This is a genomic window from Streptomyces sp. NPDC006314 (assembly GCF_040613075.1).
Taxonomy (GTDB): Bacteria; Actinomycetota; Actinomycetes; order Streptomycetales; family Streptomycetaceae; genus Streptomyces.
In genome coordinates, this window is record NZ_JBEXRL010000016.1 from 1 (window position 1) to 23,093 (window position 23,093).

12 protein-coding genes are annotated in these 23,093 nt (G+C 73.6%); 9 read left to right on the plus strand and 3 right to left on the minus strand.

Features of this window, described 5'->3' with window-relative positions; all coding sequences use genetic code 11:
* Positions 1-157: 157 nt before the first annotated feature.
* From ABZ079_RS26100 to moeZ, 5 genes are all read left to right on the plus strand, one after another.
* On the plus strand, positions 158-1,906 hold the full coding sequence (locus ABZ079_RS26100) for a DUF3492 domain-containing protein (protein WP_356941879.1): 1,749 nt from the start codon (positions 158-160) through the stop codon (positions 1,904-1,906).
* Positions 1,907-2,199: 293 nt separating this feature from the next.
* Positions 2,200-3,606, plus strand: coding sequence for a hypothetical protein (locus tag ABZ079_RS26105; protein WP_356942019.1), 1,407 nt, complete (start codon positions 2,200-2,202; stop codon positions 3,604-3,606).
* Between the two features lie 241 nt (positions 3,607-3,847).
* Positions 3,848-4,807: an NAD-dependent epimerase/dehydratase gene (locus ABZ079_RS26110; protein WP_356941880.1), complete on the plus strand. Its 960-nt coding sequence runs from the start codon at positions 3,848-3,850 to the stop codon at positions 4,805-4,807.
* Complete coding sequence (locus ABZ079_RS26115) at positions 4,795-5,544, plus strand: spherulation-specific family 4 protein (protein WP_356941881.1); 750 nt, start codon at positions 4,795-4,797, stop codon at positions 5,542-5,544. Before ABZ079_RS26110 ends, ABZ079_RS26115 begins: the two co-directional genes overlap by 13 nt.
* A gap of 63 nt (positions 5,545-5,607) precedes the next feature.
* On the plus strand, positions 5,608-6,786 hold the full coding sequence (gene moeZ, locus ABZ079_RS26120) for an adenylyltransferase/sulfurtransferase MoeZ (protein WP_356941882.1): 1,179 nt from the start codon (positions 5,608-5,610) through the stop codon (positions 6,784-6,786).
* Between the two features lie 261 nt (positions 6,787-7,047).
* Here moeZ and ABZ079_RS26125 read toward each other — a convergent pair whose 3' ends face one another.
* The 3 genes from ABZ079_RS26125 to ABZ079_RS26135 form a co-directional block, all read right to left on the minus strand.
* Positions 7,048-8,604 (minus strand): alpha/beta hydrolase, encoded by a 1,557-nt coding sequence (locus ABZ079_RS26125; protein WP_356941883.1) that lies wholly within the window; start codon positions 8,602-8,604, stop codon positions 7,048-7,050.
* Between the two features lie 134 nt (positions 8,605-8,738).
* On the minus strand, positions 8,739-10,283 hold the full coding sequence (locus tag ABZ079_RS26130; protein WP_356941884.1) for an alpha/beta hydrolase: 1,545 nt from the start codon (positions 10,281-10,283) through the stop codon (positions 8,739-8,741).
* Between the two features lie 178 nt (positions 10,284-10,461).
* Positions 10,462-13,380, minus strand: a complete 2,919-nt coding sequence (locus ABZ079_RS26135; protein ID WP_356941885.1) for a lysylphosphatidylglycerol synthase domain-containing protein — start codon at positions 13,378-13,380, stop codon at positions 10,462-10,464.
* Between the two features lie 186 nt (positions 13,381-13,566).
* On the opposite strand from ABZ079_RS26135, the gene ABZ079_RS26140 reads away from it, so the two are divergent.
* From ABZ079_RS26140 to ABZ079_RS26155, 4 genes are all read left to right on the plus strand, one after another.
* Positions 13,567-13,953, plus strand: coding sequence for an MGMT family protein (locus tag ABZ079_RS26140; RefSeq protein WP_356941886.1), 387 nt, complete (start codon positions 13,567-13,569; stop codon positions 13,951-13,953).
* 257 nt (positions 13,954-14,210) lie between these two features.
* The gene (locus tag ABZ079_RS26145; RefSeq protein WP_356941887.1) at positions 14,211-17,741 is read left to right on the plus strand and encodes an ATP-dependent DNA helicase; all 3,531 of its coding nucleotides are present in this window, start codon (positions 14,211-14,213) and stop codon (positions 17,739-17,741) included.
* A gap of 114 nt (positions 17,742-17,855) precedes the next feature.
* The gene (locus ABZ079_RS26150) at positions 17,856-21,470 is read left to right on the plus strand and encodes an ATP-dependent DNA helicase (protein ID WP_356941888.1); all 3,615 of its coding nucleotides are present in this window, start codon (positions 17,856-17,858) and stop codon (positions 21,468-21,470) included.
* Between the two features lie 76 nt (positions 21,471-21,546).
* Complete coding sequence (locus tag ABZ079_RS26155; RefSeq protein WP_356941889.1) at positions 21,547-22,950, plus strand: dipeptidase; 1,404 nt, start codon at positions 21,547-21,549, stop codon at positions 22,948-22,950.
* Positions 22,951-23,093: the final 143 nt, after the last annotated feature.

Genomic DNA, 23,093 nt, shown 5'->3' on the forward strand with positions numbered 1-23,093 from the left:
AGGACGACCTGCTGCTGGCCCGGCAACTGGCGGCCCGTGCGGCCGTGCAGATCGACACAACCGTCCGTCGCGCCACCGCCTTGTCCGCTTACGTTCGTCCCGCTGCGAGCCGTCGGAACAACGGCGGCTCCCCAGAAGGGAGATCGGGGGTGCACACGTGCGCATCGGACTGCTTACGGAGGGTGGCTACCCGTTTGTGAGCGGTGACGCCGGACTCTGGTGCGACCGGCTTGTGCGCGGGCTAGCGCAGCACGAGTTCGACATCTACGCGCTCAGCCGCAGCCGCCACCAGGAGGACGAGGGCTGGGTCCCGCTCCCGCCGCAGGTCAGCCGGGTGCGTACGGCGCCGCTGTGGACGGCCGAGGGCGACACCTGGAGGGGCGGCCCGAGCCTCCCCGGAAGGGTGGCGGGGGGAGACGGGCGGGCCTACGGGCGGCGCACACGCCGGCGCTTCACCGAGTGCTACGGCGAGCTGGTCGGGGCGGTGTGCGCCGGGTCCGACGCCGGGCCCGATTCCCGAACCGATGACCTGGCGGACCGTTTCGGCAACGCGCTGTACGGGCTGGCCGAACTCGCCCGCGAGGAGGGCGGACTGGTCGCCGCCCTGCGCTCCGACACCGCCGTACGCACCCTGGAACGCGCCTGCCGGGCCCCCGGCGCGCTGCGCACGGCGGGCGAGGCGCGCGTACCGGATCTGCTCACCGTCACCACACACCTCGAACGCGCCCTGCGTCCCCTCTCCCTCGACTGGTACGACGACGACGGCCTCGGCGCGGCCGACCTCTGCCACGCCACCGCCGGCGGCCCCGCCGCCCTTCCCGGACTGCTGGCCCGGCACTTCTCCGACGTACCGCTGCTGGTCACCGAGTACGGCGTCCGACTCCGCTCGCACTACCTGGCCCTCGGCCCCCACGCCGCCGCCCCCGCCGTGCGCGCGCTGCTCGCGGCCTTCCACGGCCGGCTCGCCACCGAGGTCTACCGCCGGGCCGAGATCCTCACGGCCGGCAACGCCCACGCCCGCCGCTGGCAGGAACGGTGCGGTGCCGACCGGAGCAGGATCCGCACGGTCCCCCCGGGAATGGAGGCCGCCCGCTTCACGGAGGCCGGCGAGTCCCCGGACCGCTCCGACCCGGGCACCCTGGTCTGGGTCGGGCGCGTCGAACCCGCCAAGGACCTGGTCTCCCTCCTGCACGCCTTCGCCGATGTCCGCAAGGAGGAGCCCAAGGCGCGCCTGCGGATCGTCGGCGCGCCCTCCGGACCCGACGGCGAGGCCTACCTCGGCCACTGCCGGGCGCTCGCCGCCCAGCTCTTCCCGGACGAGGCGGAGGGTGTGCACGCCGTCGGCGACAACCCCGTCTCCTTCGAGGAGATCGACGGCCCGGAGGCCCCGACCCTGCCCGACGCGTACGCGGCCGGCGCCGTCGTCGTGCTGTCCAGCGTGGTGGAGGGATTCCCGGTCAGCCTCGTCGAGGCCATGTTCTGCGGCCGGGCCACGGTGTCCACGGACGTCGGCGCGGTGGTGGAGGTCATCGGCGGCACGGGCCTCGTCGTGCCCGCGCGCAATCCGCGGGCGCTCGCCGAGGCATGCCTGGCGCTGCTGCGCGACCCGGAGCGCCGTGCGCGCCTCGGTGCCGCCGCGCGCGCCCGGGCGCTCGAACTGTTCACCGTCGAGCAGAACATCGCGGCGTTCCACGGCGTTTACCTGGAGATCGTCTCGCACTGTCCGGTCCGCCGGGTCGTCCTCGACGAGGCCGGTGAGCCGCTGCCGTTCGCCACCCCCGCCGAGTCCCACGTCCCCGGCCGCTGGACCGGCCCCACGGCCCCCGTCCTGCCCCGGGGCATCCCCGGCTGGGCCACGGGCGTCCCGGTGCGCGCGACGCCGCCGGCGGCTGCGGAGGGGGCGTGATGGGCGCGTTCGACGACCGCTCCGGTGACGAGGGCAGCGGTGCGATGGGTGAGTGGGGCGGACCTGGTTCCCCCGCGGCGGCCGACCCGGACGGCCTCGGCTCCGCTCCTGGTCGCGGGTCCCGCGGCGACGCTGGTCATCCCGTGGGCGAGCCGAGCGGAGCGGTTGTCGCCTACCGGTCGCGCCAGGAGGGCGGTGATGCCTTGCGCGGGTCGAGCGGAGCGGCTCTCGCGCACCGGTCCGGCGCTGAGGGCGGCCAGGGCCCCAGCGCGCGCGGAGGCGACCGGCCGGGAATGCCCGGCGGTGCCGATCCCTGGGACGCGCGGTCGGGGAAGTGGCTGGGAGGTGGGCGGAGCGACGACTCGGCCTCGCCCACCGAGGGCCCGGACGGCTCCGGCACTGCGGCGCTGCCGGCCTCTGCGCGCTGCGCCGGCCCTTCGCCATCGGCCGGGGCGGGCGGGGAGCTGCCGTCCGCGCCGTCGGCCTCCGCATCCGGTGCGGTCCGGCCCGGCGAGCAGGCCGGCGGGCGCGGCACCGGGTCGGCCGTCGCAGATGCCATAGCGGAGCCGGAGTGCGGCAAGAGGCGCACCCCCGCACCTCGGCGCGGGGCCGGGGACCCGGTGAAAGCGCTGCTGCACCGGCACCGTGAGCTGTGTGAGCGGGCCGTGGACCCGCTGGAGATCGCGGCCGGGCTGGAGGCGCACGGGGTCACCGACCGGGCCGCCGCCCGCTTCCGGCACCGGGACGTTTTCTCGCTCGCCGAGGAGCTGTACGCGCGCGTGGCGCGCAACGGAGATCCGCGCCCGGAGCCCGAGCCCCTGCCCGTGCCCGGCGTCCGCACCGGCTGGGTCCTGCTCACCCTCCTGCCCGGCACCCTCGGGGCGGCCACCGTGGCGGCACTGCGGCTCAGCCACGGACAGCCCCGCCCGCTGGTGGCCCTCGGTGGCACCCTCGCCGTCGCTCTCGCCACACGCGCGACACTGCGTCGCGGCCCCCTGGCCGGCCCGCCCGGCACACGCCCGTGGAGCACGGCGAGCGGCACGCGCGTCTGGACGCTCTGGCTGCTGGGCTACGCCCTCCTCGGTGACGGTCTGCTCGACGCCGTCCTGACCGGCGGCCCCGACGCCCTGCCCACCGGAGCCCCGGACGGCCCCTGGCCCACCGCCACCGCGCCCGTCCTGGCCCTCACGTTGGCCTGCGCCCCGGCGGCCTGGTGCGCCCATCTGCTCACCGCCGGCGCCCGCCGCAGGCTCGCCGGCAGCCGGGGCCTGCGGGACTTCACGTCGGCCGTGAAACCGCTGCTGCTCGGCACCTTCGCCCTGTTCCTCGGCGCCCTCACGGTCCTGCTCCTGTTGTGCGGCACCGCCCTGCGCGAACCCGCGGCCTACCCGCAGGCCCTCGCCCTGGGCGCCCTGCTCCTGCTGGCCCGCCTGCTCACCGTGCACCACCACCGGCACGCCGCCGCCCTCGCCCTCGGCGCCGCGGCGGCCACGGAGGCGGTGACCCTCGCCCTGCCGTCGGCCGGCCGGCTGCCCGGCTGTGCCTTCCTCGCGGCCCCCGCGCAGACCCTCGTCGACACCTGGGGCGCGGCCGCCGTCCCGGCCCTCGCCTGCGGCGCCGCGGCCCTGGCGCTGCTGCCGCACGCCGTCCGCATCCTCACCCAGGCCTCGGCCCACGCGCCCACGGGAGCACCCGAGTGAACCTTCCGCCGCCGGTCCCACCCGAGCCCGCCGCCGTCCGCCCGGAGCACCTGACAGCACCGCGCGACGGCCACCGGCTCCCGGCCCACCGCCGGAGGCACCCGCACCACCCCCTTGAAGGAGAACGCCAGATGACCACCTCCCGACCCGGAGCGTCCGGAGCCACCGGAACCGCCGGAGCGGCCGCAGGAGCCTTCGCGCCGGCCGGTTCCACCGGCGCGCACACCCCGGGAGCCGCCCGATGAGAGTCCTGCTGATCGGAGCCAACGGATCCATCGGCCGCTTCGTCGCCGACCGCCTGCTCGCCGACCCGGCCGTCCAGCTCACCGCGCTCGGCCGCGGCGACGACGCCGACGTCCGCTTCGACCTCGCCACCGGCAGCCCGGGCGCGCTCACCCGCTTCCTCGACGCGGTGCACCCCGGAGTCGTCATCAACTGCGCGGGCGCCACCCGGGGCGGCGCCCGCGAACTGACCCGGCACAACACCGTCGCCGTCGCCACCGTCTGCGAGGCCCTGCGCCGCAGCGGCTGCGGCGCCCGCCTGGTGCAGATCGGCTGCGGTTCCGAGTACGGCCCGAGCCAGCCCGGTTCCTCCACGGCCGAGGACGCCGTACCGCGCCCCGGCGGCCCGTACGGTGTCAGCAAACTCGCCGCCACCGAACTAGTCCTCGGCTCCGGCCTCGACGCCGTCGTCCTGCGCGTCTTCTCGCCCGCGGGACCCGGCACCCCGGCCGGTTCCCCGCTCGGCCGCCTCGCCGAGGCCATGCGCCGCGCCATGCAGTCCGGCGACGGGGAACTCAAGCTCGGCGGGCTGGGCGTCCAGCGTGACTTCGTGGACGTACGCGACGTCGCCCGCGCCGTGCACGCCGCCTCGCTCTCCGCCGCGCAGGGCGTGATCAACATCGGTTCCGGCCGTGCCGTCCGCCTCCGCGACGCCGCCGCGGTCCTCGCGCGCGTGGCCGGGTACGGCGGCGCCCTGCACGAGCTCGACGCCCCGCCCGGCCCGCTGCGCGGCGCCGTCGGCCACCCGCGCGCCGACTCCGACCACGCGGCCCCGATGGCGTACCCGTACCCGGACGGCTGCGGCAGCTGGCAGCAGGCAGACGTGCGCACCGCGCGCGACCGGCTCGGCTGGCGGCCCCGGATCAACCTCGAGGAATCCCTGGCGGACATCTGGATGGAGGCGGCATGCCGCATCTGACCAGCGCCACCGCGGGCGTCACGAGCACCGGCGTCCGCACCGCCCTCGGCATCCCCGGTTACGCCCACCCGCTCGTCGCCCCCGCCCAGTGGGCCGAACTCGCCCGCCCGGGCACCCGGCTGGACTGGGTGGTCCTCGACGTGGCCGCCGGCCCCGGCACCCGGCCCGACCCGCACTGCCTGGAAGCCGCGGGCCGGTTGCGCACCGCAGGCGTCCGCGTCCTCGGCCACCTGGACCTCACCTACGGCGCCCGCGCCTTCGGTGATCTACTCGCCGACGCCCACCGCTACCTCGACTGGTACCGGACCGACGGCTTCCTGCTGGACCGCTGCCCCATCGAGCGCCCCGCGCTCCCCGAGGTCCGCCGCGCGATCACCACGCTCCGGGCGATCAGTGACACCGCCCACATCGTCCTCGGCCACGGCAGCCACCCGCACCCGGGCTATGCCGAGAGCGCCGACCAGCTGGTGACCTTCTCCGGCGCCTGGTCCGACTACCGCTGGTCGCAGGTCGCCGAGTGGACCGCCGACTACCCGCCCGACCGCTTCTGCCACTTCGTGCACGGCGTGCCGCGCGGCCACCTGGACGAGGCGCTGCGTATCGCCCGCTGGCAAGGAGCTGCGACGATCTACTTCACGGACCGCACCGACGGAGGCGGCCGCGTGAACCCCTGGGAGACGATGCCCGGCTACTGGGACGACATCGTCTCGCGACTCGAAACGGGTGTCTCGGAATGAAGAAGGCCGTGGCAGTGTTACGGGGAGAACAACTGTAGTGATTGACCGACCAACGGAGTTCCCGTGTCGCTGCCACCCCTGGTCGAGCCAGCTCCTGAGCTCACCGTAGACGAGGTCCGCCGGTACTCCCGCCACCTGATCATCCCCGACGTCGGGATGGACGGGCAGAAGCGGCTGAAGAACGCCAAGGTGCTCTGTGTAGGCGCCGGCGGCCTGGGCTCGCCGGCGCTGATGTACCTGGCCGCCGCGGGCGTGGGCACGCTCGGCATCGTGGAGTTCGACGAGGTCGACGAGTCGAACCTGCAGCGCCAGATCATCCACAGCCAGTCCGACATCGGCCGCTCCAAGGCCGAGTCCGCGCGCGACAGCGTCAAGGGCATCAACCCGTACGTGAACGTGATCCTTCACGAGGAGCGGCTGGAAGCCGACAACGTGATGGACATCTTCAGCCAGTACGACCTGATCGTCGACGGCACCGACAACTTCGCGACCCGTTACCTGGTCAACGACGCGTGCGTGCTGCTGAACAAGCCGTACGTGTGGGGTTCGATCTACCGCTTCGACGGCCAGGCCTCCGTCTTCTGGTCCGAGCACGGCCCCTGCTACCGCTGCCTCTACCCGGAGCCCCCGCCCCCCGGCATGGTCCCCTCCTGCGCCGAGGGCGGTGTCCTGGGCGTGCTGTGCGCGTCCATCGGCTCCATCCAGGTCAACGAGGCCATCAAGCTCCTCGCGGGCATCGGCGAGCCGCTGGTCGGCCGCCTGATGATCTACGACGCCCTGGAGATGCAGTACCGCCAGGTCAAGGTCCGCAAGGACCCGAACTGCGCGGTCTGCGGCGAGAACCCGACCGTCACCGAGCTGATCGACTACGAGGCCTTCTGCGGCGTCGTGTCCGAGGAGGCCCAGGAGGCCGCCGCCGGTTCGACGATCACCCCGAAGCAGCTCAAGGAGTGGATCGACGACGGCGAGAACATCGAGATCATCGACGTCCGCGAGATCAACGAGTACGAGATCGTCTCGATCCCCGGCGCCAGGCTGATCCCGAAGAACGAGTTCCTCATGGGCACCGCCCTGGAGACCCTTCCGCAGGACAAGAAGATCGTCTTGCATTGCAAGACGGGTGTCCGCAGTGCGGAAGTCCTCGCGGTCCTGAAGTCGGCCGGCTTCTCGGACGCGGTGCACGTCGGCGGCGGCGTCATCGGCTGGGTCAACCAGATCGAACCGGACAAGCCGGTCTACTGATCGGCCCGTAGCCGAGCGGAAGCACCGAAGAGGCCCATGGCTCTGACCCGTCCAGAGCCATGGGCCTTTCGTCGTCCCGGGCTCGACGGCGAGAGTGATGTGACGCGACCGGCCTCACGCTCGGGCAGAACGGCGGCCTGCTCTACACGGGGTTCGACGGCGGCCTCAAGGCCCAGCGCTGGAGCTGAGTCGCGAAGTCGCTCCCGAGTGAGTCGCGGAGCAGGGGTCCCGGGAGCGACAGGCGCCCGGGGCCCGTCCGCGTCAGGAGCAGACCGTGCCGTCCTCCGGCACCGTTCCCTTCAGCAGGTAGGCGTTCACCGTCGAGTCGACGCAGTCGCTGCCGTTGCCGTACGCCCCGTGTCCCTCGCCCTTCCAGGTGAGTTCGACGCCGACACCCTTGCCCAGCTCGTCGGCCATCCTGCGGGCACCCTCGTACGGGGTCGCCGGGTCGCCGGTGTTGCCGACCAGCAGGATCGGTGCCGCGCCCGGTGCGCCGACCTCCGGGGTGTCGAACTGGCCCGGTACCGGCCATCCGTGGCACCAGCCGGCGGTGTCCCAGCCCAGGAAGTCCCCGAAGACGGGCGAGATCCGCTCGAACTCCGCCAGTCGCCGCTTCGTCTCGGCGAGCGTCGGCCGTTGCTTGTCGTCCAGGCACGATATGACCCGCTGGGAGTGGGACGTCGTGCCGTAGTGGCCCGAGGAGTCCCGCTCGTTGTAGTCGTCGGCGAGCGCCAGCAGCTGCGAACCGTCGCCCTTCTCCGCCGACTTGAGCGCTCCCGTCAGCCGCGGCCAGCTGGACTCGCGGTACAGCGGCAGGACGATCCCCGTGACGGCGAGCGTCTGGGTCAGCTTCCGCCCCGACGACGTCGGCAGCGGCTGCGCGTCGATCCGCTTGAGCAGGGCCGCGATCTTCCGGGAGCCCTGCTCGGGGTCCTGGCCGGTGGACTTCAGGTAGTCGTCCAGCGCTCGCTGGAAGCCGCGGGCCTGGTTCTCGGCGTGGCCCACCGTGTCCGCGGTCGGGTCCACCACCGCGTCGAGGATCAGCCGTCCGACCCGCTTCGGGAACAAGTGAGCGTACACGCCGCCGAGTTCGGTGCCGTAGGAGACGCCGAAGTAGTGCATCCGCGCGTCACCGAGGACCTGGCGCATCAGGTCCATGTCGCGTGCGGTGTCGGTCGTGGACACGTGGGCCAGCAGTCGGTCGGCGGCCCTCTGGCAGCCCTTGCCGAAGCCGGCGGCGTCCGCGAGGTACGCGCTCTCCTCGGCCGGGGTGTCCGGGGTGGCGTCCACGTCCTCGGCGGCCTCGATCTCCCGGTCGGCCCGGCAGCGGATGCCCTCGCTCGCCCCGACTCCGCGCGGGTCCCAGCTCACCAGGTCATAGCGCTCACGGAGGGAGGAGACCGTGGACGCGTAGTACGGCATCATCGACACGCCCGAGCCGCCGGGGCCACCGAAGTTGAACAGCAACGAGCCGATGCGATCGCCTCCGGTCGCCTGGGCGCGGATCAGGGCGAGGTCGATCGTCGCGCCGTCCGGTTCCGACCAGTCCAGCGGCACCTTGAGCGTCGCGCACCGCCAGCCGTCGCCAGGCGCCGGGGCGCCCCCGGTGGCCTTGCAGCGGTGCCAGTCGAGGCGCTGGGAGGTGAGGGAGGCCGGAAGGCCCCCGGTGGACGGTGGTGTCGAGGACGCGGTCGGGGGAGCCGTGGCCGTCCCCTTGCCCTCGTTCCCCTTCCCGTCCCCGTCCGAAGAGCCACCGCCGCAGCCGGCCACCAGCAGCGCCGCGGCCACGGCGGCCGTCCAGCGCAGGAATCGCCACATGCGCACCCCCTCGCAGGGCCCGGCGCGTCGTGCCGCGCCGGGCGTCCAGGCCATCGTAGGCGCACCGCGTCAGTCCCGTTACGGCCTGTGCATAACCCGCTGACCTGCGCTTTCCGTTGAGCGTCACCGTCGGGTCAGGAGCAGACCGTGCCGGCCTTCGGCGTCTTCCCGTTCAGCAGGTAGCCGTTGACCGCGCTCTGCACGCACTTGTTCCTGCTGTCGTACGCCCCGTGCCCCTGCCCCTTGTACGTCAGCTCCACGGCGACGCCCTTGCCGAGCGCGTCCACCATCTTCTTCGCGCCCTCGTACGGAGTGGCCGGGTCACCGGTGTTGCCGACGACGAGGATGGGCGCGGATCCGGGTGCGCTGACGTCGGGGTGGTCGGCGGCGCCCGGCACGGCCCAGTCGGTGCAGCTGACCATGCCCCAGGCCAGGTAGTCCCCGAACAGCGGCGAGGCGGCGCGGAACTCGGGCAGCTTCCCCTGCACGTAGTCCGCGGTGTACCGGGGCTTGTCGTCGGCACAGTTGATCGCTACGTTCGCCGCGGCGATGTTGCTGTACTCCCCGTTGTCGTCGCGGCCGTTCATCGAGTCGGACAGCAGCAAGAGGATCTTGCCGTCGCCGTCGTACGCCTGCTCCAGCCCCTCGGTGAGGTACTCCCAGAAGTCCTTCGAGTACAGGGACTGCGCGATGCCGTTGGTCGCGGCGGTCTGGGTGAGCTGGCGCGGGAGGATGCCGGGGATCGGTTTCTTCTCCAGGTCGTTCAGCAGTTTCGCGATGCGGTTCTCCACGTCCTGCGGGGTGTCCCCGACCGGGCATTCCGTGGCCTTCGACGTGCAGTCCTCGGCGAAGTTGTCGAGTGCGAGCTGGAAGCCCTTGGCCTGTCCGAGCGCGCTCTGCTCGGGGGTCTGCGTGGGGTCGACCACGCCGTCGAGGACGGCCCGGCCGACGCGCCGGGGGAACAGGTGGGCGTAGACGCCGCCGAGTTCCGTGCCGTACGAGATGCCGAAGTAATGCAGCTTGTCGTCGCCGAGGACCTGGCGCATGAGTTCCATGTCGCGGGCCGCGTCCGTGGTGCGCACGTGCGCAAGGATCTTCCTGGAGTTCTTCTCGCAGGCCGCGTTGAACTGCTTCGTGCGCTCGAGGAACTGGGTGCGCTCGGTGCTGTCGTCGGGCGTCGCGTCCTGCTGGAAGTAGGCATCCAGCTGGGCGTCGCTCTCGCACTTCACCGGTGCGCTGCGGCCGACCCCGCGCGGGTCGAAGCTGACCAGGTCGTAGCGGGTGCGCAGCGCCGCGTAGTCCTGGGCGAAGGCGGGCAGCGTGGCGACGCCGCTGCCGCCGGGGCCGCCGAAGTTGAACACGAGCGAGCCGATCCGTTTGCTCGCCGGGCCGCCGGCCTGGGCCCGGATCAGGGCGATGTCGATGGTGTCGCCTTTGGGCTCGGCCCAGTCCAGGGGCGCTTTCATGGTGGCGCACTGCCACTTCGTCCCGTTCGGCAGCGGGGACGGGGCGCTGCCGCCACCCTCCGCCTCGGACGGGGCGGGGCAGTCCTTCCAGTCCAGCTTCTGCGCCGTGACGTCCCCGTCCTTCGCGCTGTCTCCGCATCCGGTCAGCAGGACGGACAGCAGGACGGCGGTGGTGGTCAGGGCGGCGGCGCGCAGCCGGGAGGGGTTCGCCATGCTTCCATCCTGAGGGCGCGCAGGCCGGGGCGCGCGGGACACGGGCCGTACGAGGTACGCCCCGCGCACGCCGCATCCGGCCCGGTGAGGCTTCCGCGCTCGGCTTGGCTGATCGGCCTCGCGCGCCGCATCCGGACCGGTGCGGCCCCCGTCAGGTCCTGGCGGATCGGCCCCGCGGCTAAAGGGCGCCCTTGCGGGTCAGGTGGTTGAAGGCCAACCAGCCCGGCAGCACCGGCAGCCACAGCGTGAGCAGTCGGAACAGCAGGACGGCCGGGGCGGCGACCTCCTTGGGCAGGCCGACGGCGATCAGACCGACGGTCAGGGTCGCCTCGACCGCGCCCACGCCACCGGGGGTGGGCGCCGCGGAGCCGAGCGCGTTGCCGGCGAGGAAGACGACGGCGACGCTGGCGATGCTCAGCGAGACCGAGCCGTCGCCGAAGGCACGGATGGAGGCGTCCAGGCACATCACGAAGCAGGCGGTCAGCAGGAGCATGCCGCCGATCCCGGTGACGAGCTTCTGCGGCCGCTGCAGCACGTCGAGCATGCGCGGTACGACACCGGCGAACAGCGACCTCACGCGCGTGACGACGAATTTCCGCAGGAACGGCACGGAGGTCACGACGAGGACCAGCACCGCCACGGTCAGCAGGCCCGCGATGACCGTGCGGGACGGCGACAGGGACGGTGTCTTCTCGGTACCGGTCAGATAGCCGAAGGACAGCAGCATCAGGATGTGGCAGCCGAGTCCGAACAACTGCGACGCGCCGACGCTCGCCACCGCGAGCCCGGGGCGCACGCCCGCACGCTGCAGAAAGCGCGTGTTGAGGGCCACACCGCCGACCGCGGCCGGTGCCACGATCTTCACGAACGACCCGGCGACCTGCGCCGCCACGGTTCTCGGGAACGGCACCCGCTCCGGCACGAACCCCAGCAGCGCCATCGCCGCGGCGGCGTAACTGAGCGCGGAGAACAGCACCGCCGCGATCACCCAGCCCCACTGGGCCTGCGCGAACAGCGTGCCGAACTCGATGTGGGTGAGCTGCGTCAGCAGGTAGTACGCGCCGATGGCGCCGGCGATGAAGCTGATCAGCGTGCGCGGCCGCACCCGCTCCAGGCGGGCCGGTTCGACGGGCGCCTGCGGCCTGATCCGCAGCACCTCGTGCCGGATCTGCGTGAGGAGGTCCTCCTCACGGGCCTCTTCCAGTGCTTCGTCGATGGCCCGCTTCTCTGCGCGCTGCTCGGCGCGGACGGTCTTCTTGTCGGGCTTTTCCAGGACGGGCGGCGTCGTCTCGGACGTCTCCCCCAGGGGGGCCGCCTTGGCCTGCCGGGACGCCTCGAGCACCGCCTCGCGTTCGCGCTGGGCGCGCTCGCGGGCCAGTCGGCGCAGCGTCGCGCGCGTGGAGCGGGTCAGCGCGATCGGCTGGAGCATCGGCAGGCAGTCGGCGACCGCGTCCGGGCCGAGCACGCCGACCGCCGAGGCCACGGCCCGCTCGGCGCCGACCCGCAGGGCGAGCGTGGTCACCAGTTGGGCGACGTCCATGCGCAGCAGCAGATCACCGGCCGCGATCTCGCCGCCGCGCAGCTCGGCGAGGATCACCCTGCCGGAGTGATCCACCAGTATCGCGTCGCCGGCCAGCCTGCGGTGCGCGATGCGCCGCGACTGCAGCGCCCGCACCTGGTGCCACGTGTTGCGCAGCAACTCGTCCGTGATGTCCTCGTCGGCCAGCGAGTCCAGCGTGCGCCCGCCGGTGTGCTCGTAGACGAGCATGACCGCGTCGGGGCCCAGTTCGGAGGTGGCGATCAGCTTGGGCGCGTTGGCGCCGGCCGCGATCGCGGCGTACGCCAGCAGGGCCTCCTGTTCCAGTGCCTGCCGCAGCGACTGGAGGCTGGAGCGGGTGGCGAAGCCGCGCAGGGTCAGATTGCGCCACGCGCGGTAGAAGAAGCCCTGCGCCTGCTGTTCCCGGTCGACGACCGTGACGTCCAGCGGCGGGCCGTCCTCCAGGGTGACGAAGTAGCGTCGGCCGCGGTCGCCGTTCTCCGTCTCGGTGGCCTCCTCGCGGGCGGCGCTGACGGGGTGGAAGCCGACGTGCCTGAGGCCCGCCATCAGGGTCTGCCCGGTGGGGCGGACGTTCGGGGAGCCGACCGCGTAGAGGGTGCCGTAGGCGATGGTCCAGCCGATCAGCACCGTCAGGACGATCGAGAAGGGCGTGGTGTAGCCGGTGACGAGCATCGAGAACGCGTCGAGCAGCAGCACGATCCACAGCACCGCGCGCCATCTGGGGCGCCGGGACATGCCGACGGCCGTCATATAGGCGATGACGGGCGCCAGATAGCCGTGCACGGGGTCGGTCAGGGCGTGGATGTCGCCGGGCGAGGGCTGGGTGAGCGCCTCCTGGATCGAGTCCGGGGCGGCCCGCGCGACCCACAGATCGGTGGCGAGGGTCACGCCGTGGGCGAGGACGGCCGCCAGGACGCCGTCGGCGATGCGCAGCCCGTCCCGTTTGATCAGCCGTTCGATCGCGAAGGCGACCGGGACCAGGAGGATCGCGATGCTGGACGCCAGTCCAGCGATCTTGATGAGCAGGTCCGGCGCCTGCCCGGTGCCCTTGTTGATGTCCTGTTCGAGGCCCGAGGTGGTGCCGTGCGCGAACGCGGAGATCGAGAGCAGCACGACGATGGCGAGCACGCCCACCAGGAGCCGCATGAGGTCGGAGGGGCGGTGCACACGCGCGGGGAGCAGCGGTTCGTCGCCCTCGACCTCCTCCGCGTGGGGGTCGTCGCCGGCGCCCGGACCGTGGTCGGGGGGCGGGTTCTCCGGCACGTGCGCCCCCTTGCCTGGGTCGTCATCCTCACTCGCGCGTGCGCCGTGGTCCTCGTGCGCAGCGCCGCTGCCCGCACGTGAGCCGTCCGGGCCGCTGCCCTCACGCGCGCGCGTGCCGTCGTCCTCGGCACGCGCGCCCGTGGGATGGTTCTCGCGCGGACCAGGGTCCTCCCGGTGCGCGCCGGTGTCGCCCTCGCCCGCGCGGGCGGTGTCGGGGCGCGCGGCGGCGTCAGGGGTGCCCGCCGCGCCTTCGGGGTGCACGCCCTGCTGCTTCATGGTCTCTTCTTGGTCTCGTATCACCGGTCACCGCCCGCACGATGGTGGCATGTCCCACCGGCACACGCGGGCACCAGGGTGTGGATGCGCGGGCGCACAGTCTGCCGGAAGCGCCGCCCGGGGGCGAGAGGGGCGGTGCGCGCGGTCCGCGACCGGATGTCGGTGGGGTGCGGCAGGATGGAGCGAATGAGTGAGCGAAGGCCCGCCGGGGAGACCCGCGAGGAGTACGCGGACGCGCTGCCGGAGTACGCCGAGCGGGTCCTTGAGGTCGCCGAGCGGATTCCGCCGGGGCGGGTCATGACGTACGGCGATGTCGCCGAGTGGCTCGCCGAGGGAGGTCCGCGCCAGGTCGGCCGGGTGATGGCCCTCTACGGAGGCGCCGTCCCGTGGTGGCGCGTGGTGCGTGCCGACGGCGTGCTGCTGCCCGGACACGAGCTGCGCGCGCTCGCCCACTACCGCGCGGAGGGCACGCCGCTGAAGGAGGCGGGCCGGACCACCGAGGGACATCTGCCGCGGCTCGACATGCGGCGGGCCCGATGGGACGGCGGTGCATACGCGGAGGGTCACACCTGACAGCTTCCGCCATCGGATGCCACCGGGAAGGGCCGCTGGTCCGTTCGGGGGACAGACGGGACGTCCGTGGCATGACGTACGTTCGTGAGGTGTGGGACTCGCGTGGCGCGAGCGCCGCGAGGGAATGAACGGAAGCTCTGCTTCCGTCCGGAGCGGCGGCGTAGCGTCGGCTCCGCGTGCCCCCCTCACCCCGCGGCCACCGTCTCGCACGCGTGACCGCCCGCCCGCCAGCACGACCACCAGGACCGGCCAACCACGTGAGCACCCCTTCCTCCACCAGGCGCCTGCCGCACCCCCAGGTGCGGCAGGGGAGCCGCGGCGCTTACCGACTGATCCGTACCCCGCCGGCCGCAGTGGACCCCCCTCGTCTGGACGCGGCGCAGCGGGCCGTGGTTGACCACCGGTCCGGACCGCTGCTCGTCCTCGCGGGTCCGGGCACCGGTAAGACCACGACGCTGATCGAGTCGGTGGCCGAGCGGATCGCCCGGGGCGGGGACCCGGAACGGCTCCTGGTGCTGACCTTCAGCCGCAAGGCCGCCGTCGACCTGCGCGACCGCATGGCCCTGCGCATGGGCGCCGCCCGCGCTCCCCGGGCGACCACGTTCCACTCGTTCTGCTACGCACTGGTCCGCGCCCACCAGGACAGCGGCCTGTTCGCCGAGCCGCTGCGCCTGCTCTCCGGCCCCGAGCAGGACGTCACCGTCCGCGAGCTGCTCGCCGGCCAGCCCGAGCTGGAGCGGCTCGGGCTGGCCCATGTGCGCTGGCCGGACGAACTGCGCGCCTGCCTGACCACGCGTGGTTTCGCGGACGAGGTCCGCGCGGTCCTCGCCCGCAGCCGCGAGCTGGGCCTCGGCCCCGACGCCCTGGACGCCTTCGCCCGCCGCATCGGCCGCCCCGACTGGCGGGCAGCCGCCGCGTTCCTCGCCGAATATCTGGACGCACTCGACTTGCAGGGCGTGATCGACTACGCCGAACTCGTCCACCGCGCGGTCCTGCTCGCCCGCCGCCCCGAGGCGGCCGCGCGGCTCGCCGCCCAGTACGACGCCGTGTACGTCGACGAGTACCAGGACACCGACCCCGCCCAGGTACGGCTCCTGCACGCGCTGGCCGGCGGCGGGCGCACCCTGGTCGCCTTCGGCGATCCCGATCAGTCGATCTACGCCTTCCGGGGCGCCGACGTCAACGGCATCCTCGACTTCCCGACGGTCTTCCCGCGCGCGGACGGCCGTCCCGCTCCCGTCGAGGTGCTGCGCACCTCCCGCCGCTCCGGCGCCGCCCTGCTGGCCGCTACCCGCCTGATCACCCAGCGCATGCCACTGACCCGGCTGCCCGCCGACAAGGTGCGCGCCCACCGCGAGCCGGCCGCCGTACGGGACGGTGGCAGCGTCGAGGTCTACACGTACCCGACGCCTGGTACGGAGCTGGACAACATCGCCGACATCCTCCGCCGCGCGCACCTGGAGGACGGGGTCCCCTGGGGCGACATGGCCGTTCTCGTACGTGCCGGAGCCCGCGCCCTCCCGACCCTCCGCCGCGCCCTCGGCTCGGCCGGTGTCCCGCTGGACATCGACGGCGACGACCTGCCGCTGCGCCACGAGCCGGCGGTGGCACCGCTGCTGGCGGCCCTGCGGGCGGTGGCGACGGCGGAGGCACGGCGCCGCGAGCAGGAGCCCACCGCGCTCTCCGCGGAGGGCGAACCGTCCGCGGAGGCCGGGGCGGCCGAACCGTTCGCTGAAGAAGCTGAGGCTGTAGCGCTCACTGAAGACGGGGCAACTGAACCGTTCGCTGAAGACGGGGAGGCCGAACCGGCCGCTGAAGAAGCAGAGGCTGAACCGGTTGGCGAGGAAGTGGAAGGCGAACCGTCCCCCGGAGAAGCCGCGGCCGAAGGCGCCGGAGAGCGGACCCCGGACACCGCCTGGCTCGATACCGAGACCGCCCTCACCCTGCTCGCCTCCCCCCTCGCCGGCATGGACACCGCAGACCTGCGCCGTCTCGGACGGGCCCTGCGCGAGGAGGAACGGGCCGCCGGCAACCCGCTGCCACCCCCGTCCGACGAACTGCTCGCGCGTGCGCTCGCCGAACCCGAGCGCCTGGCCGTGCACGACCCGGCGTACGCGCGCGGGGCGCAGCGCCTCGGCGCACTGCTCCGCAAGGCCCGCGAACGCCTCGCGGGCGGCGGCACGGCGGAGGAGGCGCTGTGGGACCTGTGGGAGGGCACCCCGTGGCCCACACGCCTGGAGCGGGCCGCCCGGCGCGGTGGCGCCGCCGGCCGCAACGCCGACCGGGACCTGGACGCCGTGTGCGCCCTGTTCGCCACCGCCGCGCGCGCTGAGGAACGCACCGGCGGCCGCGGCGCCCTGAACTTCTTGGCGGAGATCGAGGCCGAGGACATCGCCGCCGATACGCTCACGCGCCGCGCGGTACGCCCCGACGCCGTCCGCCTGATGACCGCGCACCGCTCCAAGGGACTGGAGTGGCGGCTCGTCGTCGTCGCCGGCGTCCAGGAGGGGCTGTGGCCCGATCTGCGCCGCCGGGGCTCGCTGCTGGAGGCCGACCGCATCGGCCGCGACGGACTCGCCGAACCGCTCACCCCCGGCGCGCTGCTCGCGGAAGAGCGCCGCCTGTTCTACGTGGCCGCCACGCGCGCGCGTGAGCGCCTCGTGGTCACCGCGGTGAAGGCACCGGCCGACGACGGCGACCAGCCCTCACGGTTCCTGACGGAACTGGGCGTCGAGCCGGAGGACGTCACCGGGCGCCCCCGCCGCCCCCTGTCGGTCGCCGCGCTCGTCGCCGAGCTGCGCGCCACCACCGTCGATCCGCGCGCGTCCGCCACCCTGCGCGAGGCCGCTGCCCGCCGCCTGGCCCGGCTCGCCGCGCTCGCCGACGAGGACGGCCGCCCGCTGGTACCGTCCGCGCACCCCTACCGCTGGTGGGGCATGTTCGAACCGACCGAGAGCAAGGTGCCGCTGCGCCACCGGGACCAGCCCGTGGTGCTCTCCGGCAGCGCCCTCGGCCAGCTCGCCCACACCTGTGCGCTGCAGTGGTTCCTGGGCCGTGAGGTGAAAGCCGACGCGCCCGCCACCACCGCGCAGGGCTTCGGCAACGTCGTCCACGTCCTCGCCGACGAGGTCGCCTCCGGCCGCACCCCCGCCGACCTCGATGTCCTCATGGAACGCCTGGACTCGGTGTGGAACGCGCTCGCCTTCGACGCCCCCTGGAAGTCGCGACAGGAGAAGGACAACGCGCGCGTGGCGCTCGAGCGCTTCCTGAACTGGCACGTGCTGGACCGCACCGGCCGCACCCCCGTCGTCAGCGAGCAGGACTTCGACGTCACCCTCGAAGCGGGCGACTACGCGATCCGTGTCCGCGGCCAGATGGACCGCGTGGAGACGGACGGCGACGGCCGGGCCTACGTGGTCGACTTCAAGACCGGCAAACAGGCACCGAGCGCCGCCGAGGTGGCCCGCCATCCCCAGCTCGCCGTCTACCAGCTCGCCGTCAGCGAAGGCGCCGTGGACGCCGCCTTCGACGGCGTGCGCCCCGAACCGGGCGGCGCCGAACTGGTGCACCTCAGGCAGGGCGCCGCAAAGCGAGACGGCGGCGAGAGCCTGCCCAAGGTGCAGAACCAGGAGCCGCTGGCGGGGGAGTGGGTCGGCGAGCTGCTGGCCACCGCCGCCGGAAAGGTCCTCGACGAGCGATTCACGCCGAGCACCGGCCAGCACTGCACGCACTGCGCGTTCCGCGCCTCGTGCAGCGCCCGTCCCGAGGGACGCCACGTGGTCGAGTGATGCGCGGCCGGGGGGGAGTGACGTACGGCACCCCACGTGTTGACCTGCGGTTCTTCCTCTCCGGGCGGTCGATCCGTCCTCGACTGTCAGTGCCCGCCGCTAGCCTCTTTCGACATGCCCGCCCGTATCACCGACCCCGAGCAGCTCAAGGAGCTCCTCGGCATCCCGTTCACCCCGGAGCAGACGGCCTGCATCACCGCGCCGCCCGCCCCGCAGGTGATCGTCGCCGGAGCCGGGTCGGGCAAGACCACCGTGATGGCGGCCCGCGTGGTCTGGCTGGTCGGCACCGGGCAGGTCGCCCCCGAACAGGTCCTCGGCCTGACCTTCACCAACAAGGCGGCCGGTGAGCTGGCCGAACGCGTCCGCAAGGCACTGATCAAGGCCGGCGTCACCGACCCCGATGCCATCGACCCGGACAACCCGCCGGGCGAACCGGTCATCTCGACGTACCACGCCTTCGCCGGGCGCCTGCTCACCGACCACGGTCTGCGCCTCGGCCTGGAGCCCACCTCCCGCCTCCTGGCCGACGCCACCCGCTACCAGCTCGCCGCGCGCGTGCTGCGCGAGGCGCCCGGACCCTACCCGGCGCTGACCCGCTCATTCGCCGACCTCGTCAGCGACCTGCTCACCCTCGACTCCGAACTCGCCGAACACCTCGTCGGCCCCGAGGAACTGCGCGCCTGGGACGCCGACCTGCTGCGCACGCTGGAGGGCGCCAAGCTCACCAACGCCGACCTGCGCAAAGTCCCCGATACGGCCGCCGCCCGCCGGGAACTCGCCGACCTCGTCGTGCGCTACCGGGCGGCGAAGCGCGAGCGCGATCTGCTCGACTTCGGCGACCAGATCGCGCTGTCCGCCCGCCTCGCCCGCATTCCCGAGGTGGGACGCCTGCTGCGCGAGGAGTTCCGCGTGGTGCTGCTGGACGAGTACCAGGACACCTCCGTGGCCCAGCGCGTCCTGCTGGCGGGCCTGTTCGGCGGCGGCACCGGCCACCCGGTGACCGCGGTCGGCGACCCCTGCCAGGCCATCTACGGCTGGCGTGGCGCCTCGGTCGCCAACCTGGACGACTTTCCCGCGCACTTCGCCCACGCCGACGGCCGGCCCGCCACCCGCCAGGCGCTCAGCGAGAACCGGCGCAGCGGCGGCCGCCTCCTCGACCTCGCCAACGGCCTCGCCGAACCCCTGCGCGCCATGCACGCGGGCGTGGAGGCACTCAGCCCGGCCCCCGGCGCCGAACGCGACGGCACGGTCCGCTGTGCCCTGCTGCGCACCCACGCGGAGGAGATCGACTGGATCGCCGACTCCCTCGCCCACCTCGTACGCACCGGCACGGCCCCCGGCGAGATCGCCGTACTGTGCCGCACCGCGACCGACTTCGCCCAGATCCAGGGCGCCCTCGTGGCCCGTGACATCCCCGTCGAAGTGGTCGGCCTGTCCGGGCTGCTGCATCTGCCGGAGGTCGCCGACCTCGTCGCCGTCTGCGAGGTCCTGCAGGACCCCGGCGCCAACGCCTCCCTGGTACGTCTGCTGACCGGACCGCGCTGGCGCATCGGCCCCCGCGACCTCGCCCTCCTCGGCCGCCGCGCCCGCCTGCTGGTCTCCCACGCGCGCGTGGGCGACACAGACGACCCGGACCGCCGGCTCGCCGCGGCCGTCGAGGGGGTCGACCCGTCCGAGGTGATATCGCTCGCGGACGCCCTCGACACGTTCCTCGAAACGCCGGCGGCAGGGGACTTCGAGGAAGGTGCCGACGACCGGCTGCCGTTCTCCCCGGACGCACGCGTGCGCTTCGCCCGCCTCGCCGCCGAACTGCGCGACCTGCGCCGCTCCCTGTCCGACCCGCTGATGGACGTCCTGCACCGCGTTCTCGCGGTCACCGGCCTGGAGGTGGAGCTGTCGGCGTCCCCGCACGCCCTGGCCGCCCGCCGCCGCGAGACCCTGTCCAACTTCCTCGACGTCGCCGCGTCCTTCGCCGCCGGCGACGGTGAGGCCACCCTGCTCGCCTTCCTCGGCTTCCTGCGGACGGCCGCACAGTACGAGAAGGGACTCGACAACGCCCTGCCCGGCGGCGAGAACACCGTCAAGGTGCTCACCGCGCACAAGTCCAAGGGCCTGGAATGGGACGTCGTCGCCGTCCCCGGCCTGGTCAACGGCACCTTCCCCAGCGCCCAGGGCCGGGAGAAGTGGACCGCGCAGGCCAAGGTGCTCCCGCACGCCCTGCGCGGCGACACCGACACCCTGCCCGACGTCGACTCCTGGGACTCGCGCGGCATGAAGGCCTTCCACGAGGCCATGAAGGACCACCAGCACACCGAGGAGCTCCGCCTCGGCTACGTCACCTTCACCCGCCCCCGTTCCCTGCTGCTCGGCTCCGGCCACTGGTGGGGCCCCAGCCAGAAGAAGCCGCGCGGTCCCTCCGACTTCCTTCAGGCCCTGTACGACCACTGCGCCGCCGGGCACGGCGAGATCGAGGCCTGGGCGGAGGAGCCCGCCGAGGACGAGGAGAACCCGGCCCTGCACTCGGCCACCGCCGACCAGGTGTGGCCGCTCCCGCTGGACGCCGCCGCCCTGGCCCGCCGGCGCGCGGCGGCCGACACCGTCCTCGCCCACCTGGACGCCCTCGCCGCCCGGGACGACGGCCACCCGCCGGCCGCCCACGACCCCGCCGCCCTCGACGATCCGGACTGGCCCGCGCCGCCGGACGACGACCTGTACGGCGAGGAGCCGTACGAGGAGGACTTCCCCTACGACGGGGACGCCTACGACGAGGAGCCCCCGTATGAGGGCGCCTACGACGAGGACGCCCACGACGAGGAGGCCCCGTATGAGGGCGCCTTCGGCGAGGGGCACCCGTATGAGGAAACCTTGGTCGCGGAGCGCACGCGTGGCGCGGACATCCCCGCCCAGGACGGTCCGGCCGGCCGGGACGCCTGGAGCGCCGACCGGCCGACGGTTCCCCACCAGGCACCGGCACCGCAGGACCGCCCCCGGTCCTCCGAACCGCAGCCCCACACCGCCCTCACCCCCGAGGAGGCCCGCACCCTCGCCTCCTGGGACCGCGACCTCGACGCCCTCACCGGAGAGCTGCTGCGCGCCCGGCGGACCGTGACGGACGTCGCCCTGCCCGCCACGCTGACCGCGTCCCAGCTGTTGCAGCTCGCCGAGGACCCGGACGGGCTCGCACAGGAACTCGCGCGCCCCATGCCGCGCCCCCCGCAACCGGCCGCGCGCCGAGGCACCCGGTTCCACGCCTGGGTCGAAACGCGCTTCGAGGAACTGACCCTGCCCCTACTCGAACCGGACGAGTTGCCCGGCGGCGACGCCGAGATCGCCGACGAACGCGACCTGGAAGCACTGAAAGAGGCCTTCGAACGCAGCGAGTACGCCCGGCGCACCCCCTACCGGGTCGAGGCCCCGTTCCAGCTCACCCTCGCCGGCCGCGTCGTACGGGGCCGCATCGACGCCGTCTACAGGACCGGCGACGGCGACGAGACGACGTACGAGATCGTCGACTGGAAGACCAGCCGCACCCGCACCGCCGACCCGCTCCAGCTCGCCGTGTACCGGCTGGCCTGGGCCGAGCAGCAGGGCGTGCCCGCCGAGTCCGTCACGGCAGCCTTCCTGTACGTGCGCAGCGGCGAGGTCGTACGCCCCGAAGGCCTGCCGGACCGGGACGCACTGGAGCGGCTGCTCACGGGCGAGCCGGAGAGCGCACGGGAGGCGACCTGACTGTGGTGCGGGAGACAACCTGGGTGTGACGAACCGCCCGCCGAGGATGCCGGGGCGGGCGGATAGGCTCGTGAGCATGAGCCAGACCCCGGACAGCGCCGTCCGCGCGTACATCGAGCAGCATCGCGCCGCCTTCCTCGACGACCTCACCGCATGGCTGCGCATCCCCTCCGTGTCGGCCCGGCCCGACCACGCGCCCGATGTACGGCGCAGCGCCGACTGGCTCGCCGCCAAGCTCAAGGAGACCGGCTTCCCGACCGCCGGGGTCTGGCAGACACCCGGCGCCCCGGCCGTCTTCGCCGAGTGGCCCTCGGGCGACCCCGGGGCGCCCACCGTCCTCGTCTACGGCCACCACGACGTACAGCCCGCCGCCCGCGAGGACGGCTGGGACAGCGACCCGTTCGAGCCGGTCCTCCGGGAGAACCGTCTCTACGCGCGCGGGGCGGCCGACGACAAGGGCCAGGTGTTCTTCCACACACTCGGCGTCCGCGCCCACCTCGCCGCCACCGGCCGCACCGCCCCCGCGGTCAACCTGAAGCTGCTGGTCGAGGGCGAGGAGGAATCCGGCTCCCCCCATTTCCGGGCCCTTGTGGAGGAGCGCGCGGACCGGCTCACCGCGGACGCCGTGATCGTCTCCGACACCGGCATGTGGTCCGAGGACACCCCGACCGTGTGCACCGGCATGCGCGGCCTCGCCGAGTGCGAGATCCGTCTGTACGGCCCCGGCCAGGACATCCACTCCGGCTCCTTCGGCGGTGCCGTGCCCAACCCGGCCACCGCCGCCGCCCGTCTGGTCGCCGCCCTCCACGACGAGCACGCGCGCGTCGCGATCCCCGGTTTCTACGACGGCATCATCGAGCTGACCGACCGCGAGCGCGAGCTGTTCGCCGAGCTGCCCTTCGACGAGGAGCGCTGGCTGCGCACCGCCAAGTCCCACGCCACCCACGGCGAGGCCGGGCACACCACCCTGGAGCGCATCTGGGCCCGTCCGACCGCCGAGGTCAACGGCATCGGCGGCGGCTACCAGGGCCCCGGCAGCAAGACGATCATCCCGTCCTCGGCGATGGTGAAGCTGTCCTTCCGGCTGGTCGCCGGCCAGGACCCCGACCTCGTCGAAAAAGCCGTCCGCGCCTGGGCCGCCGAGCAGGTGCCCGCCGGAATCCGGTACGAGATCGACTTCGGCTCGGCCACGCGCCCGTGCCTGACCCCGCTCGACCACCCCGCGCTGCAGTCCGTGGTCCGCGCCATGGGCCGCGCCTTCGAGGGACCGGTCCGCTTCACCCGCGAGGGCGGCTCCGGACCCGCCGCCGACCTCCAGGAAGTCCTCGGCGCCCCCGTGCTCTTCCTGGGCATCTCCATCCCCTCCGACGGCTGGCACGCCCCCAACGAGAAGCTGGAACTGGACCTCCTGCTCAAGGGCGTCGAGACCAGCGCCTACCTGTGGGCCGACCTGGCCGGCACCTGGCGTCCCACGCCCTGACCGGCCGGCGCCGTACGGAAGGGCACCGCGGGCGGGGCACACTGGAAGAACCGCCCCGAACGCCCCGCCGCCCCCGACCGACCCGGTGCCCTCCCGCCCTTTGACCTGCCGAACCGTCCGCCGATACGAACCGCTGCACTGGG